Source organism: Litoribaculum gwangyangense (assembly GCF_039543505.1).
Taxonomy (GTDB): Bacteria; Bacteroidota; Bacteroidia; order Flavobacteriales; family Flavobacteriaceae; genus Litoribaculum; species Litoribaculum gwangyangense.
This window is the reverse complement of record NZ_BAABJW010000001.1, coordinates 529,025-546,439: the sequence shown is the minus strand read 5'-3', so window position 1 is coordinate 546,439 and position 17,415 is coordinate 529,025. Positions and strand designations below refer to the sequence as shown.

The 17,415-nt window shown below is 33.5% G+C and carries 17 protein-coding genes; 13 read left to right on the top strand and 4 right to left on the bottom strand.

From position 1 onward, the window contains the following. Positions 1–55: 55 nt before the first annotated feature. The 13 genes from ABD963_RS02385 to ABD963_RS02325 all read left to right on the top strand — a co-directional run bounded on the left by ABD963_RS02385 (position 56) and on the right by ABD963_RS02325 (position 13,333). A complete protein-coding gene (locus ABD963_RS02385; protein WP_345275335.1) occupies positions 56–1,336 on the top strand; it encodes a DUF2130 domain-containing protein in 1,281 nt (426 codons plus the stop codon). 9 nt (positions 1,337–1,345) lie between these two features. Beyond that, on the top strand, positions 1,346–1,591 hold the full coding sequence (locus tag ABD963_RS02380) for a hypothetical protein (protein ID WP_345275334.1): 246 nt from the start codon (positions 1,346–1,348) through the stop codon (positions 1,589–1,591). A 180-nt stretch (positions 1,592–1,771) separates the two neighbouring features. Continuing rightward, entirely contained in the window at positions 1,772–3,247 is a 1,476-nt protein-coding gene (locus tag ABD963_RS02375) for a type I restriction-modification system subunit M (protein WP_345275333.1), read from the top strand. Continuing rightward, positions 3,244–4,431 (top strand): restriction endonuclease subunit S, encoded by a 1,188-nt coding sequence (locus ABD963_RS02370; protein WP_345275332.1) that lies wholly within the window; start codon positions 3,244–3,246, stop codon positions 4,429–4,431. Before ABD963_RS02375 ends, ABD963_RS02370 begins: the two co-directional genes overlap by 4 nt. Positions 4,432–4,441: 10 nt before the next feature. Continuing rightward, a complete protein-coding gene (locus ABD963_RS02365) occupies positions 4,442–4,702 on the top strand; it encodes a hypothetical protein (RefSeq protein ID WP_345275331.1) in 261 nt (86 codons plus the stop codon). A 2-nt stretch (positions 4,703–4,704) separates the two neighbouring features. Continuing rightward, the gene (locus ABD963_RS02360; RefSeq protein ID WP_345275330.1) at positions 4,705–8,151 is read left to right on the top strand and encodes a DEAD/DEAH box helicase family protein; all 3,447 of its coding nucleotides are present in this window, start codon (positions 4,705–4,707) and stop codon (positions 8,149–8,151) included. 80 nt (positions 8,152–8,231) lie between these two features. After that, on the top strand, positions 8,232–9,995 hold the full coding sequence (locus tag ABD963_RS02355; protein WP_345275329.1) for a hypothetical protein: 1,764 nt from the start codon (positions 8,232–8,234) through the stop codon (positions 9,993–9,995). Between the two features lie 107 nt (positions 9,996–10,102). Further along, positions 10,103–10,708, top strand: a complete 606-nt coding sequence (locus ABD963_RS02350; protein WP_345275328.1) for a DNA translocase FtsK — start codon at positions 10,103–10,105, stop codon at positions 10,706–10,708. 17 nt (positions 10,709–10,725) lie between these two features. Next, positions 10,726–11,331: a hypothetical protein gene (locus ABD963_RS02345; RefSeq protein WP_345275327.1), complete on the top strand. Its 606-nt coding sequence runs from the start codon at positions 10,726–10,728 to the stop codon at positions 11,329–11,331. Further along, positions 11,328–11,852, top strand: coding sequence for a hypothetical protein (locus ABD963_RS02340; RefSeq protein ID WP_345275326.1), 525 nt, complete (start codon positions 11,328–11,330; stop codon positions 11,850–11,852). Before ABD963_RS02345 ends, ABD963_RS02340 begins: the two co-directional genes overlap by 4 nt. Beyond that, positions 11,852–12,052, top strand: a complete 201-nt coding sequence (locus tag ABD963_RS02335; RefSeq protein ID WP_345275325.1) for a hypothetical protein — start codon at positions 11,852–11,854, stop codon at positions 12,050–12,052. Before ABD963_RS02340 ends, ABD963_RS02335 begins: the two co-directional genes overlap by 1 nt. Positions 12,053–12,081: 29 nt before the next feature. Further along, positions 12,082–12,918: a hypothetical protein gene (locus ABD963_RS02330; RefSeq protein WP_345275324.1), complete on the top strand. Its 837-nt coding sequence runs from the start codon at positions 12,082–12,084 to the stop codon at positions 12,916–12,918. Positions 12,919–12,979: 61 nt separating this feature from the next. Then, positions 12,980–13,333, top strand: coding sequence for a hypothetical protein (locus tag ABD963_RS02325; RefSeq protein WP_345275323.1), 354 nt, complete (start codon positions 12,980–12,982; stop codon positions 13,331–13,333). Positions 13,334–13,853: 520 nt separating this feature from the next. Here the strand turns inward: ABD963_RS02325 and ABD963_RS02320 are convergent. The 4 genes from ABD963_RS02320 to ABD963_RS02305 all read right to left on the bottom strand — a co-directional run bounded on the left by ABD963_RS02320 (position 13,854) and on the right by ABD963_RS02305 (position 17,298). Then, on the bottom strand, positions 13,854–14,852 hold the full coding sequence (locus tag ABD963_RS02320) for a DUF3871 family protein (protein WP_345275322.1): 999 nt from the start codon (positions 14,850–14,852) through the stop codon (positions 13,854–13,856). Further along, positions 14,815–15,747 carry an AAA family ATPase gene (locus ABD963_RS02315; RefSeq protein ID WP_345275321.1) on the bottom strand — a complete coding sequence of 311 codons (933 nt, stop codon included), beginning with the start codon at positions 15,745–15,747 and terminating at the stop codon, positions 14,815–14,817. The genes ABD963_RS02320 and ABD963_RS02315 overlap by 38 nt, the downstream gene beginning before the upstream one ends. 89 nt (positions 15,748–15,836) lie before the next feature. Next, the gene (locus tag ABD963_RS02310; protein ID WP_345275320.1) at positions 15,837–16,178 is read right to left on the bottom strand and encodes a hypothetical protein; all 342 of its coding nucleotides are present in this window, start codon (positions 16,176–16,178) and stop codon (positions 15,837–15,839) included. 277 nt (positions 16,179–16,455) lie between these two features. After that, on the bottom strand, positions 16,456–17,298 hold the full coding sequence (locus ABD963_RS02305; protein WP_345275319.1) for a helix-turn-helix transcriptional regulator: 843 nt from the start codon (positions 17,296–17,298) through the stop codon (positions 16,456–16,458). Between the last annotated feature and the right edge of the window lie 117 nt (positions 17,299–17,415).

Genomic DNA, 17,415 nt, shown 5'->3' with positions numbered 1-17,415 from the left:
ATACTATGCGTATTAAAATACTAGTTTTGCATTGTAACCTTTTAAATTGTTAGTTATGAGTAGTGATAATACCGTTAAATGTCCAAATTGTAGAGAAGTTTTTAAAGTAGATGATGCTATATATGGCAATATCGTAAAACAAGTTCGTGACCGAGAGTTTCAGGCTGATTTAGAAAATAGATTAGCCCTAGTAGAAAAAGAAAAGGTAACAGCTTTGCAATTAAAGGAGTCTGAATTATCAAATTTATTCCAAAAACAATTGGCTGAAAAGGAAAAGGAAATCGATGCTTTAAAGCATAGTAGTAAATCAGAACTAATTACTGAGCTTTCTAAAAAACAAGATGTAATTCGCTCCTTGCAGTCTAAATTGGAGAATGTAGAATCCCAAAAAGAGCTAGAACTTTCCAAAGCATTAAAAGATATTGAGAAGGAAAGGGATCAATTGGCCAACGATTTAAAATTAAACGAAGCTGAAAAAGAAAATCTGGAAAGGTCTCTAGAAGCCGATTTTAAAAGAGCATTGGAGTCTAAAGATCAAGTGATTAAATATCGCGATGAAGAAATTGAGCGTTTAAAAGATTACAAGCAAAGGCTTTCTACCAAAATGTTGGGTGAAACACTTGAACAGCATTGTGAAATTGAGTTCAATAAACTTAGAGCAACAGCCTTCCAAGGAGCTTACTTTGAAAAAGATAATGATGCCTCTGGCGGGTCTAAGGGTGATTACATTTTTAAGGAAATGGACCATGCCGGCAATGAAATTGTGTCCATTATGTTCGAAATGAAAAACGAAAATGACCAAACGGCCACTAAGAAGAAGAATGAGGACTTTTTCGCCAAACTTGATAAGGACAGAAAGGTTAAAGGTTGCGAATATGCCGTACTAGTTTCTGCATTAGAAGCGGACAATGAATTTTATAACACCGGTATTGTAGACGTATCTTACAAGTACGAAAAAATGTATGTCATCCGTCCACAGTTTTTTATCCCCATGATTACTTTATTACGCAATGCCGGAATGAAATCTCTCGAGTATAAAGCTGAATTGAATATCGTTCGAAATCAGAATGTTGATATTACCAATTTTGAGGAGAAAATTGAAACCTTTAAAACAGGTTTCGCTCGAAATTTCGACCTTGCAAAAAGGCAGTTTGGCGAAGCCATTATAGAGATAGATAAAAGTATTTTACACTTGAATAAAATTAAAGAAGCATTAACATCTTCTGAGCGGAACCTACGCTTGGCAAATGATAAAGCTGAGGATTTAACCATAAAGAAACTGACGTATAATAATCCCACAATGCAAAAAAAGTTTGATGAACTAAGGAAACCATAAACAGATAAAGTGAGCTATTTTCAATCTTTACTTATTAGAAATAATCTTTCTTCTCATGATGGTAGACCTTATTACATCATTCATAATTACCAAAACTTATTAGACTATAAGCATAACTTAGAGAAGCTTTCAAAATCTTTATCTTTTGATTTAAATGCAGAAGAAGAACAAATACTTCCACACTACAGGTATTTCGATTTTAAATCCAAAGAAGTTTCTTTTCAAATAAGAATTGACGGCGGAATAGCCCATTGATTTAAACCCAAGGAGTATTTAAAGTCTGATGAAATGACCTATGATAATAATCCTTTTGAAATTATAAAAGATGTAAAACACGATATAATTTATAATATCAGTATAGAAAGCTAATGTTTTTAAACTAGAAACGCTTAAATTTATAGGCAATTACTTACAGCTCAAAAATAATAATTTTACATGATAACAGGCGAACTCAAATCACAAGTAGACAAAATATGGGAGACCTTCTGGTCTGGAGGCATATCTAACCCACTAACCGTAATAGAACAATTCACCTACCTACTATTCATTAGAAGATTAGACGAAAGACAACTCTTAGAAGAAAAGAAAGCCAATACAGTAGGTATTCCTGTTAAGAATGAATTATTTACACCTGCACAAAAAGAACTGCGTTGGAGCTCATTTAAAAACAAAGATCCGCAAAGTATGTTCGAGTTATTTACTAAGCCTATGGTAGATAATATGACGGTGTTTGATCATATGAAACAAGTGGGACACATTGCAGGCATCTTCGCAGATTTTATGAAAAATGCCAATTTTATTATAGCTACACCTAAGTTGCTTGATCAGGTAGTACAGCTTATTGATGCTATTGATATGAAAGATAGAGATACTAAAGGTGATTTGTACGAGTACATGTTGTCTAAAATAGCTTCGGCAGGTACTAACGGACAGTTTAGAACACCACGTCATATCATTCGTATGATGGTCGATATGGTACAACCTAAAAAAGATGATATCATCTGTGACCCTTCCGCTGGAACAGCTGGATTTTTAGTAACTGCAAGCGAGTATTACAGAGATAACCATAACGATTGGTTCTTAGATAAGGATTTTAGAAAACATTTTAATGATAAGATGTTTAATGGTATTGAAATAGATGACACCATGGTGCGAATTGGTGCTATGAATTTACAGTTGCATGGTATTGAAAGCCCAAATTTGATCAAGGACAATGCGCTTGGTGAAAGCTTAGCACATATTAGAAATCAATATTCACTCATATTAGCCAATCCACCATTTAAAGGAGCTTTAGATTATGATGTCGTTGAAGGCTCAGTACTTAAAATGGTAAAGTCTAAAAAGACCGAATTACTCTTCTTAGCACTAATGCTACGTATGCTAAAATCAGGTGGTAGATGTGCTGTAATTGTGCCAGATGGTGTGCTGTTTGGTAGCTCTGGCGCCCATAAACAAATACGACAAGAAATTATTGAAAATCATAAGCTCGATGCTGTTATTTCTATGCCTAGTGGTGTGTTTAAACCTTATGCAGGTGTAAGTACAGCGGTGCTATTCTTTACCAAAACAGGAACAGGAGGCACAGATAATGTTTGGTTCTATGATATGCAAGCAGATGGTTACAGTTTAGATGATAAGCGTTCACCAGTTAAGGACAATGATATTCCAGAAATACTATCTAGATACCATTCTATGGAGGATGAATTATCTAGAGCAAGAACCGAAAAAAGCTTTTTAGTGCCTTTTGATGAGATTAAGCAAAACGATTGGGATCTATCTATAACCCGCTATAAGGAGATTGTCTATGAAGAAATAGAATATGATTCACCTTCTGTAATTATTAGTGATATTGAAGCTTTAGATAAAGAACGTAATGAAGCTTTAAATGCTTTAAAGAAGATGTTACAATGAGTTGGGAACAAGTAATATCAAATGAAGTACTAGATATTCGAGATGGCACACATGATAGCCCAAAATACATAGATATGGGCTATCCGCTCATAACTTCTAAAAATTTAAAACAAGGAATAATTGATTTTAGTGATGTAAGTTTAATTTCTGAGGATGATTACGTAGCCATTAATAAAAGATCAAAAGTAGATAAAGGCGACATATTGTACTCCATGATTGGTTCAATTGGCAATTATGCCCTAGTTGATGAAGAACCTAACTACGCCATTAAAAATGTAGCCTTGTTTAAATTTAATGATACTCGACTCCATAATAAATATTTTTTGCACTTATTGAATTCATTTGTCATAAATAGGCAGATAGAAAAAGCTATGAAAGGGGGAACTCAGAAATTTGTTTCACTTAAAATTCTAAGGAATCTTAAAATCCCTCTACCACCACTAGACCAACAAAAACAAATAGCAAAAATATTAGATACCGCAGATGGCTACAGGCAAAAAACAAAAGCTCTAATAGAAAAGTATGATGCCCTTACACAATCCCTGTTTCTAGATATGTTTGGAGATCCTGTGACTAATCCGAAGGGTTGGGAACAACTAGCAATGGAACAAATTGTAAGTGAAAAATGTCCAATGGCGTATGGTATTGTCCAGCCTGGAGAAGATCTTGAAGAAGGGATTCCTGTTGTGAGACCCGTTGATTTTACAATGAAAACTCTTAAATCTAATGGTCTTAAAAAAGTTGCAATAGAAATAGCTAATCAATTTGATAGGACGAAGCTTCAAGGAGGGGAATTACTAGTAACTGTAAGAGGCACTATTGGATTAGTAGCGATAGCTGATAAAGAGCTTAAAGGAGCAAATGTAACTAGAGGGGTGGTGCCAATTTGGTTGGATAACTCGAGTAATTGTACTCTTGAGTATCTTTACTATTTGTTTAGCAATAATAGATTTAGAACATTTGTTGATGGCAAGGCAAAAGGAGCGACACTCAGAGGATTAAACCTTAAAGATTTAAGAGCCATGTTGATAATATGTCCAGATTTACAATTGCAAAAGATCTTCACAGAAAGAGTTAAATCAATAGAAGCCCAAAAAGCATTAGTCCAACAAGAATTCGATAAAGCAGATTATTTGTTTAACAGCCTGTTACAAAAGGCATTTAAAGGAAAATTAACAAATTAAATTAATAAAAATGGTAAAAAAACTTACAGTAATATTTGAGGACAAAAGAGAACCTTTAACATTATTATACTTTAAAGATGAAGACCTGTTCATCGGGTATTTAATTCAAAATGGCACAGAAATACTTAAAAAGTTTGCACATAAAACTTTTAATGAAAGTGTTGCTGAAATAAAAGCTTTTTTAGATGATTTAGGGGGTTATGGTATAATTGAAAAAGTTGATTTAGATAAACAAATTAAAACTCTGTTAGAAAAACTTAGTGAATACTAGGAATGAGCAACTTCCAATTTCTACATAAACAATGGCCGGCCATTTTTAAGGAAGCTAAAGAAGCTGAACAGCTTACTTTAACTTCACCTAAAGCCAGTGTGCTTATTGCTCGCAGTGCTTTAGAGAAGACAATGCACTGGCTCTATGATAATGATGTAGATCTGGAATGGCCTTATGATACCAAGCTATCCAGCTTAATACATGCACAATGTTTTAGGGATATTATAAAACCCTCCATGTTTAGGGAAATTAACCTTATTCGTTTAAATGGAAATGCTGGTGCACATGGTAAAGCTATAACGCATGATCAATCCATAGCCAGTATTAAAAACCTCTTTCGATTTTTAAGTTTTTTAGGATTGTACTACAGTGAGGAAGAGATTAAGATCCCAACATTTAACATGGGGCTCATACCAGATGGTAATAAACACAAAACTACGCTAAAGGAACTGCAAATCTTAGAACAACAGTTACTCCAGAAAAGAGAAAAGGAGCTGTTAGAGCGTAAAAAACTGGAAGAGCAAGCTAACGAAATTGAGTTGCTTAAAAAGCAGTTGGAAGCTCAGCAAATAGCTAATAAAGAGCGTAGAGTAAAGCGTGAAAAGGCTAAAGATTCTGAAAAGGCAATACCAATCTTAATACCAGAATCTGTTACTCGTAAACTCTACATTGATGTATTGCTTAAAGAAGCTGGTTGGGAAAACTTAACAGATGGTAGAGATCTAGAATATGAGGTAACCGGCATGCCAATCAGTACTAATCCATCAGGTATAGGATACGTTGATTACGTTCTATGGGGCAAAGATGGTAAACCGTTAGCAGTGGTGGAGGCTAAAAAAACCATGGCTGATGCCAGGAAAGGAAGACATCAAGCAGAACTCTATGCCGATTGCTTAGAAAAAATGCATGCTCAAAGGCCTGTTATTTTCTACACTAACGGATTTGAAACCTTTATTTGGGATGATACTTTTTACACCGATAGGGAAATACAAGGGTTTTACACGCAAGATGAACTACAATTATTGGTCGATAGAAGAACAACTAGAAAAGACCCTAGAAAATTTAAGGTTAATACCAATATTGCAGGGCGTGATTATCAACTGGAATCCATACAACGAGTAGCAGAAAACTTAGTCACAGATACTCCAGATGGCAAATTGAGAGGTGCTAGAAGGGAAAGTTTGTTAGTAATGGCTACAGGATCTGGTAAGACTAGAACAGCTACAGCTATTGTAGATATGCTTACCAAATGCAATTGGGCAAAACGCATTTTATTCCTAGCAGATAGGAATGCTTTAGTGTCTCAAGCTAAAAACGCCTTCAGGGAACATTTGCCAGAACTTTCAGCGATAGATTTAACAAAAGAAAAAGAGGATAATAATACAAGGCTGGTGTTTTCAACATATCCAACCATCATCAATAAAATAGACAAAGTTAAAACAGACGATCAACGCTTCTATGGAGTAGGTCATTTCGATTTGATCATTATTGATGAAGCCCACCGGTCAGTCTATCAAAAATACAGAGCGATTTTTGAATATTTTGATGCGATGCTATTAGGATTAACGGCAACACCTAAAAAGGATATTGATCGTAACACCTATGGGTTATTTGGTATTGAAGATGACAATCCAACATTTGCTTATGAATTGGATAAAGCGGTGAATGATGGTTTTCTAGTGCCACCAAAAGCCATTAGTGTGCCTTTAAAATTTCAAAGAGAGGGCATTAAATACCATGAGCTATCAGAAGCCGAAAAACTGGAATATGAAGAAAAGTTTGGTGATCCCACAAATGAAGAAGCACCGGATACTATTAGCAGTGGAGCACTTAATAAGTGGCTATTTAATACAGATACAGTTGATAAAGTGCTAGAGCACCTTATGGAAAACGGTATTAAGGTTAGTGGTGGAGACAAACTGGGTAAGACCATCATTTTTGCTAAGAATCATAAACATGCAGTATTTATTGAAGAACGCTTTAATAAGAATTATCCGGAATATGGAGGTAAGTTTTTAAGGATCATCGATAACTATGAAACAAAAGCACAGGATTTACTTGAAAAATTTGCCGATCCTTATCAGGAACAAGATCCTCAAATAGCAGTTTCGGTTGATATGATGGATACAGGTGTGGATGCACCAAGAGTAGTTAATTTGGTGTTCTTTAAATTGGTAAAAAGTGCTTCTAAATTCTGGCAGATGATTGGTAGAGGTACTAGATTGTGTCCTGATCTATTTGGTCCAAATGAAGATAAAAAGGAATTTTTAATCTTCGATTATTGCCAAAACTTCGAGTTTTTTGATGAGTATCCAGATGGTGCCAATACTTCTAACGTTAAGCCTCTATTACAACAAATCTTTGAAGCCAAACTGAAGGTCACACAATTGGTTGCAGATATTCCAGATAAGACAGAAGAGCAAATAGAGATTAGAGATAAATATTTGGATGAGCTTCATGCTAGTATCAAGAATTTGGATGAAAATAGATTTGTAGTTCGCAAGCAGTTAAGGTACGTTAAGGAACACAGCAACAAATCCAAATGGCTAAATCTGTCTAAAAGTGATGTGCAGGAAATCAAAACACATTTATCGCATTTACAGCCGGCAACTAAAGATGATGATGAGCTCGCTAGACGATTTGATATGCTGGTGCTTATTTATCAAATACTATTGTTGAGTGAGTCTGGTAATACAGGCAAATACATGAGTAAGATTTTCAGAACAGCGACGGCACTTCAAAAAAAAGATAACATACCACAGGTGGCAGTGCACATGCCACTAATTAAAGAGATTCAGACTGAACAATACTGGAACACTATTAATGTTAAAAAGTTAGAAGAATTAAGGGTAGCACTTCGGGAATTAATAAAATATCTTGAAGTTGAAAAGCAAGAACCAGTTTACACACATTTCGAGGATGAAATAGATTTAGAAAACATTACCGCTAGGGAACCGGTAAATACTTATGTGAGTTTACAATCATACAAGGATAGGGTAGAAAGTTACATTCGTAAAAACAAACATCATTTAACAATACACAAACTTTCTAATAATATAGCTATTACTAAGGATGAGCTTAATGCGTTAGAAAAAATACTGTTTACAGATAGTGTGGCTGGCACTAAAGAAGAATTTGTAAAACAATATGGCGAACAACCATTAGGAGCTTTTATTAGAAGCATAACAGGCTTAAATGAGCAGACAGTAAACGAAGCATTTGCAGAATTCTTGCAGACAGGAAATTTAAGGGCAGATCAGATCACTTTTATCAGGACAATAATGTCTTATCTCACTAAAAATGGCACAATAGATAAAGCAATGCTATTCGAGCCACCTTTTACAGATCTTAACGATCAAGGCTTAATAGGTGTTTTTGAAAATGATGCAGACGTAACAAAAATTGTTAAAATCATTGATTTGATAAATAATAATGCAGTAGTAGCTTAAAAGAAGAGTTTAAAATTACTATGCAATTACTATGCATAATTATTAACTAATATTGCAGTGTAACTTTTAAATCTGATAGTATGACTGCATATCAAAATTTTTGGGATTCTGAAATCCAAACGCTTTTACAACAGCTAGACGCGCCTCAATCTTTAGAGGATAATATTGTTGATACCCTCAATAATTCTAGACGCACTGGAATTTTTCCTAATCAAATTATTAATGCACTTAGAATTGGTCTTTCTATTAAGGAAGGAAATCAAAACATGGCATTTGTAGCCTCTATGCAAAGTGGAAAATCAGGAACGGTTTACTTTTTATGTAACTACGTGTTACCTGCTCTTGGCTTTATTCATAATTATGAGTCTATACTATTTGTAACCAGTATGCGTGATACAGATTTATATGATCAGAATTGTAGAGTACTTCACCAGGAATTTTATGATATTTCGACAGGAGAAATGAATGCTTCAAAAATAAAAGTTATGAAGATGAGTGACTTTTTTAACCATCCTAATCCTCATAAAGTAGTTAATGACTTTGATGTTCAACTGATTATTCGTGATGAGGACCAATATGGTTGTGGTGAGGAATCTAGTTTTCAAATCGCATTTTTTAGTGAATTAAGAAGACGTATCCCTGACATTAGATTGCTAGCTGTTAGTGCCACACCTTATGACATTTTAGATGCCCAATACTCAGGGGATGCCGATATAGATGTTGTTGTTGGTGTGAGACCACCTGAGTATTATGGTATTACAGAAATGTTAGCAGATGGTTTGATTGAGGATTTACCGGAAGGGTTTAGACCTTTACAATCACAGGGTAGTGGAGAGGATGTAATTTATTCATTACATCCAACCGTAGTTTCTTATGTAGAATACCTTAATACTTTTGAAAATGGGTTAGGAGTTATTAGAGAGTCTAATACTAATAGGGCATTAGAACTCAGAAGATTATTAAGAAACGATTACAAAAGGCAGTGTTCCGTTATCGTAATTGGTTCGGATTCTGCTTGTGATTTTGGTATTAACGAAGGCCTAAAAGAAGTTAAAGACCTTATTAACAGAAGAGGGCAGCGTGTTATATTAATTGTAGTTCAGGCTCTTACAGCTGGTAAGGATTTAGGAATTTTGAAAGAAAAGATTCGTTTTGGAATAGAGCCCAGAGACCGACAACTTGCTAATGGTGCACAAGGTATCACCGGTAGATTTTGTGGGTATCATAATAATAGGAGTATCAGACTTATGGCAAGTTTGAGCTTACTACAACACTATGCTCAATTTGAGCAGGATTGGGAGATATTTGCAGATGATACCTGGCGAAATGAATTGTTTAACAATAATGTTAGGGGCTTAAGTACTCATACAAAATTCCAAAGACACCAGGTTGAAGGTGTTTTTACTCCAATTACGAGTATTGAAGAAATAAGCTATGATATACTTATCACAGAGGAAGGTAGAAATGCTCTTGGTTTCATTGATGATGAAGCCTATGAGCGACTATTAGATTATTTTAATTCGGTGTTCTACAATGTTTCTACCAAAGGGACTAGATTTAAGCAGAAAGGCGTTACTGTACGTATTGCTTCTAGCTATAACAATAACAGTAACCGTGTTTACCGGAACTGGGATTGTTCCTTGGATAGTGATTTTGGCAGCATTTTCTTTAAGAAAAACCAGTACGAGTATGGCTTGTTAATTAGTAATTATCCCGTTGATGATGAAAGAAATACATTAGGGTTTACAGGTATTAAAATCATCTGTTCCGGAGAAAGAGAATGGCGCAATCAGCTAACTAATGTTGAGAATAGTTCCATGTATGTCAATACTGATGCTGCATAACCGAAAGAGCATTTTGTTATGCCCTCTCAAAGAAGGTTGTTATGATACACTGAAAAGTTTTGGGAGGGCACAAATTTAATTCCAGTTTAATTTTAAAAGTTTAATACATGCCAACACAAGGACAAAGACAGAATTATTTATGGAGGCCTAATGATAATTCTGCTACCACTAGGTTAAGATATGATTTGGAAGCAGAGCATTGGGTAAGATCAGTAAAGTCTGCCGAAATTAAGTATAAACCAAGTAATTTGGCGGCTGATTTAGCTGCAATAGGCCTATTTGTTGGATTAGTTTGTAACTTAATTTCAATAGTTCTTATATTACTTATAGACTTTTTTAAGTTCATTTATAAAGTAGTTGTAAATAAAAAGAAGAAAAGAGAAAAGCGAATAGCTGAAGTTCTCAAAACGGATAACTTTAAAAACAACAGAATAGAACAAATAATTGCTGATCGGCCTAAAACATTCCATTCTCAACGTAGTAACCTATTTAAAAAAGCCGCAACAATAGTTGTTGTTAAACAGGTAGTATCCATATCGAATTTAATGTATGAATTGGGTGTAGATTTTGAAAAAGTAAGTCAAATTATTGATGAACTATATGATGCCGGGATTATCTCAGATCCAATTAAGGGAGCGGTGAGAAATGTTTTTATAAAGGATAAAAAGTCTCTTGATTTATTTTTTCAAGTTGAAAAATCATATCATGTTTAGGCTTAGGTTGAAGACCAATGAATGACAATACTATTAAAATCAGGCTTTACGGAGAATCACTTCAAGTATATAATTTACTAATAGAGTCAGATTTTGAAGACCACTTTTTTGAAACAGCAAAAAGGTTGAACCAACCACTAGAGGAGGCTCTTTTAGATATTAGGTTTTTTAAATTACTTAAAATAGAAAAGTTTCAGTCTATTGAAGATTTAAAAAGAATCAATATTTTAAATTCATTTGGTGGTTTAATTCATAACGGAAGAGATATAATTGAAATAAAAAAAGGAAGAAAACGTCTTCAGACATTTAAAATAAAAGACTTAGTTGAGCAAGAAACGTTATTTCCGTTGTTTAATGTGATAAAAAAATTATTAAAAATAAACTTAAATAGTAGTTTATTTTTAATTGAAAAAGAAATAGGGATGACCCAGGAATACAGCATTCATGCAGAAAAGTTAAACATTGATGAACTAAAGTTCATTATAGGTGATGTGGAATATTTGAATAGTATTGAGCTGCTCCTAATCGCTTTAAATTTTAGAGGCAAAAAAATAGAGTCTGTTAAATCAGAAACCTTAATAACATATAGACATTGCATTAATAAATTAAACTCTAACAAATGAAATACTATATAGTTTTTATACTTAGCTTTTTACTTCATTCAAACCTATCATCACAGGTTAAACCGATAATATTAAAAAGTTTACTAAAAAATAAAAATGAAACTTTTAAAGGATTTATACTTAATGACTCTTTGGTGGCTGAGTTTTTTGAAGAATATAGATTTAGTGTCTTAAAACATGACATAGAATTGGAAAATAGGCTTGATGAGATCCGTTGGATTTTAATTGAACCGGAATCTAATACACCACAAGAACTATCCGGTTTTAATCTTGGTAAAATTGACAGAGAACGTAAATTGATTCTATTATCCAAGTTGTGCCTGTTAGATTACGGAATTTTAAAAGCAACTTTATTTAGAGAATTAAGCCATTATTTAGGGTTGCCATATAATTCAGACTGCTGTGAGATTATGAGAGTAAACAAACCAAAAGGCTATTCTTATGCCTGGACTGATGATATTGAGATAAGGGAAATTGAATTCGAGAAATTATATCAAGAATTAATAAAAATTAACGACTAATGAAGTTTAAATTAAACAAGCAAGAACTAAACAAATTCTATAATTGGAAAAAGCAACTTACAGAACTTGAAACGGTAGATGTTTGGGGTCAAGAGTTTCAATATGAATTTATATTTCAACCTACTGGTCTTGGAGTTATCAAAATAGTAAGACGTACTGATGGTGAAGAAATTAATCTTACCGATTTTTCAAACTGGTAGATATGCAAGAACCTAATTAAAAAATAAAAATGTACAGAAAAGAATTAACAGAAGAAATATTAAATAAGTTCATCATGGACAACATTATTTATGTGGAATATGCTGAAGGTGGAGCAATGGGCAACACAGGAGGGCTTATAATTTATATCATTGAAAATGATGATTCGGTACATTATGAAACCAATGTATATAACAATGCCGAACTGTATAAAAAAGCAAGGTTAAAAATTGAAAGGCAATCTAATGGATTGTTTAATAGAAATCATAAGTATCCAATTATATTTGATTATCATTATGGTGGGTTTGGCAACCACACTTTTTTAAATATAAATTTTAATATTGGTAGAACTGAAGATTCTTTGTTGTTTAAAAAAGGGAATGATAGTTTTGAAGTTAGAAGTTCAAATAAAGGTGTTTTTGAGCACATCGTAGGTTCTATTAAGCAAAAAGCAAATGAAAAATTCATTAAAGACATAAATACACAACTAGTAGCATTGGGTATTAATAAAATAGAAAGCCTATCAGAATGGATGGAAAGAAAAGCTGATGAACTTGAAGCTAGTTTTAAAGCTCTGAATGATGACAGTGATTTTCTAATCGAAAAAAATGATAATAAATTAAAGAAACTCAATGACATGATTGATAAACACGACCCGATGGGTTTAATAAAAATTATTAATATTAAAGATCAATATCAGTCAGAAGCCGAAATAATTATTTCACAATTAAAAGAAAATCAAACTATAGAAGATGTACAGGCTATTGTATATCAAGAATTTAAAACTATTTATGGATCAAAATTGGCAGGTTCAAAAAACAAATATTTTGAGCTTGCCAGGGATATTCAAAGATGGATTATTAATTGACTATTATAATTATTACCTTTCAATGCCTATAAAATTTAATTAAATATAAATTTAACATCAAATGCAAATTGTAAAAATAGATTTACATGACGGTTATCCCCTTTACTGTCCAGCCACGGGACATCAAATACTGAGTGAAGAAGAATTCATCCCGTCACCAGCGATGCAATTTTGTTTTGTTCAAGACGAAGGTGTATTTGAGGTTATTTCTGATGATGCAAGACTACTATTTGGCTTGAATGATGATGAAATTGATATGGATTACGAAGTTTATGAAAAAAAACTACATGAGTTGGTTGAAAGAAATGAAGATATAGGTTGGGTTATCTTCAGAGTGTGCAGTGGTGGTACTTTGAATAGTTTTGTTGTTGATCATTGTATAAATATGTGGTTTAATAAAACGAATCTGAAATAAGTATTAGTTGAGATTTAAATTACCGTTTCAATAAGCCACCAACATATAAAACCTAACTTTAAAAATTATACATAATTTTTTATGTTTTTTGATATAACAAAAATTAAATTATAAGGTTAGGTTTTGATATGTAAGTGGTCCTCAAGGTTAATTTTCTCAGTAGTTTTATTATTATAGAGCCAAAACCGTCTCAGAAAATGTTCTATTTCCATAGAACCAAAAAATACAGCATAATGCTCTTTGTCATTTATTTTGTTAGAATGTCAAAATAGTATGTGTGGTAGTTTTTACCTTCTATATAAAACACAATCCTACCGCTTTTAGTGATTTTTAATTTTGTACAGAATACTTTTTCGTTTTTCGATAAAACTCCAATATCCTGTAATACTAAAAGTTTAAGAGGTGTATGTAGCTTTATTATGCTATTTTGTCCATTAACCACATAAATGATGTGTGGTGAGCAAAATTTCAAAAGCTCGATCAGTTCCTTATTGCTCATTTCTAATAAAATAAATTATGTTTAGTGGGCTACATCATGCCTTTTCAGGAAATAGTTATCCTCATTGTTTTTAAGTGCCCCACTAAGATGATTTACAAACTCATAGGTATTGCAATTTCTACTCAAAAAGTTGTCGATATAGTTGCTTTTAGAGCTCTCTGTGAACAGGTTGTACAAATTCCAGAGATTGATGTAGCCATTATCATCCACACCGAAATACTGGTCTTCTACATAGTTTTTGATAATTGTATTAATTTGTGAATCCGTAGTCTTCAAATCGAACAATTCTTGCTTTTGTTCCTTGCTTAGATGATGATAAAGTTTCATCTTTCCTACCAAATGGGCAAACTGCTCCTGGTTAATGGTATTGTCTTGTAATTGCCTCATAGCATCAACATGTTCTTCTTGTTTGTAGTTTAAAAACAACTCTTGCGTTTTTGATTGGAGCTCCTCCACACTGCTCACCCTTAAATCATCCTTTAAACCATCCGTTGCAATACACAGATTACAGCACACCATATTCTTGAATCCGATAAAGACCTTGAACTTTTCAATGCTCTTTTTTGAGAACAGGTTTTGTTCAGAATAAGACCGTACACCTCCAACAGTGAGGTTGAGCTTCTGGTTGTTGATGTATGTGTGCACATGAGGTATCTCCAACATGAACCCAAGACGTTCGTAGTATATGGTCTTTTCATGTTCTAATAGCTCTTTTGCTGGTTTACCTATTGCAGAAGGAATACGTCCTTTAATAACATGACTAGTTCTTATGTTAGGCATCATAACCGTTCCTTCTGGAAACAATTGTTGGGCTGTGGTTCTTACCGCATCTATGAATTCAAAATGCGGTATGGTGGTTTCGTTATCTTTGGCAAAAACAGGAATTGTACAATCCTGTTTAAGATGTGATAAACTTACCTGTTTTGTATTGGCTTCTATAAATCTGTTGTTATTTGAAATAGATGTTGATTCTATCTCGTGGTTACTCACCACTTGCTGTGTTGGTAGTTTCAATTCCATTATTTTCTATTGTTTTTGGGTTAATGATTTGTTTGCTGTCGACAATCTGTACGATATTCATTATTTCAGATTTTCTCTCTAGAATAGGGGGCAATATTTCCTTTTGTATAGCACGATGTTTATGGTACAAATGCCTCAAGCCTTCTACTGTTGTGATGTTTCTTATTTCTTGCAGTACATTCTCCAGAGAAATCCCTTGATGGCACCAAGCCTTTAATTGTTTGCCCACTTCAGTGTCAATAATAAATTCAGGTTTTCCCTGGAAAAGGTTGGTCCGGTCCTTACTGACCTTGCACAGATGATTCTCGTTGATGAGCTCAAAATTCAGCGTTAGCTCGTATTCAAAGCCCTCACTGGTTATCTCCTTGGTGCCGTGCTTGACCACCTTGGATTTGCCGTTCGATCCTACATCCAGAGAATAATCCGTTTTACGCCTTGCCGTAGTGATGATGTGGCATCTACTGCTGAGTATTCTGTCTATGAATTTCTGGTGCCTTGGTTTAACCTTGGCCCAATCCTGAAATCTACCACCCAATTGTTCGTGAATTTGCAGACAGCCATCATCACCTTGCCATTCATGGCTTACGGAATCTAAAACTAAAATTTCCATATTAGCTTCTTCACAGATGTTTATAGCTTTTATATACCGTTCTGGGCTGTATGGCGGATTTAGGTTCAATACGTTGAAGTCACCTAAATCAGCATATAGGCTAGCTGATGCATTCTCTGTATCTATGACAGCTATTTTTGACCAATCATTGGTCATACCATAGGCTAATTGAAGGGCAGAATAGGTTTTACCAAATCCTGAGGCACCAGATATCCCTAAACGTAGTTTTACGTTGTGCCGTTTTGTTTGTTGTAATTGCATGATGTATTTTCTTTGTTTAAACATATATATGTTGTTTTAGTAATAAAAAAGAGCTTACCACGTATTAGCGGTAAACTCTTTAAAAGTGTTGAAAATGTCGAAAGTGCAGGTGGTTAAATCACAGCAGCTTCTTCAACCAACTGTTCTTGCATTTCTAATGCTGGATCTACATATTCCCAGCGATGACTCATTTCTATAATCTCACCAGTTTCTTCAATGGTGTATTCATAAGGATCTGTTTCTACTTTTCTAATGGTGCCTTCAAATTCCATCCCTATTAATGATGATGCTGTTTTCTCATCGAAGGAGGTGGAGACATAAGCTCTCTTAGCCGTAAAATAAAGCCTACCTGTTTTTTTGCTTTTAACAGCCATAGCTCCAGATTCAACTACTAACATGAAAAATTCTTCTCCTTTTGAATTTTCAGCCTTTTTAATTTCTTTTACTGTAACCATAATTAAAATGATTTTTAGTTATAGCAGTTTTATTGAAGGGGGGACAACCCCCACCTGCTAAAGCTTGGGTGGGGTTGTGGCTGGGAGTACCTTTATATCTTTAACTTAAAAAGTTATAGAAAAACTAAAAAAATAATTTTTTTAGTTAATATTAATTATTCAGTATAAGAAGGAAATCATTGTTTTGATTTGAAGACAAATTAGATTAAAATGATGACTAGTTATACTAAAGATTGATTGCCTAAGATAGCTATATAAAAGTGGTTAACTTTCGCTTTTAGGTAATATCTGAAATCAAGTTTTTATAGTATTCCCTAATAAACTTCTTCAAATTCACTGGCTCAATTATTTTGATATCACCTTGCTGTGCAAGTATAAATTTTATTAATTCAAGATTAGGAATAAGTTTAAAATATACTCTAGTAAATCCATTTTCTACTTCATTGGTAATTCTTTGAGAATAGTGAATTGGGTTATTTTTTAGATGGTTTAGATAACCTTTGTTTACCTCTAGTATAATAGTTTCCGTAATTGGAGTTTTAAAATATGGTTTTGAAGGCTCCCATTCACTTAAAGGCATAGAAGCTCCCAAAGTATTTTTAAAGTCAATGATTTTTTGCTTGTTTTCATCTATTAAATTAATCGCAAATTGCTCATGTGTACTTAATGAATTAATTCTATCACAGCCGAATACTTTTGCTGTCGGGTCTTCAGAATCTAATTCAAAAGCTAGCAAATGCCATTGTCCATTATATTCCTTCAAAACTAATGGTGCCACATGACGATTGCTTTTGAGGTTAGAATTAAATTTTTGATATACAAAACTGATGGATATCCGGTTTGTTATAGATTTTAATATGGTTGGCAATACGACAGAACTTATAGTTGGAGGAGATTGAAGCGTGTTCTCATCTGTGATAAACTGATGTAAGCTGTTAGAGTTCATTCTGTCTTTAACCTTGTTTAAAATGTCTATTTCATGAGTAATATCATTTTCAATGGACAACACATGTGAATTGTTGGGGTTTAAATCATAACCAAGATCTTTGATTATTTTAAAATCTCTTCTCAGAGTTTTTTCTGAAACAGAAATATCAAAAGTTTCTAACCTTTCTTTCAATTTCGTTTTTGTTAAGCGGTTTCTCTTTAATAGATCAATAATTAAAATTAGGCGAGAAAGGTTAGGATATGAATTCATATTTTTTGAAAATTGGACATTATTTGTCCAATATAAGTG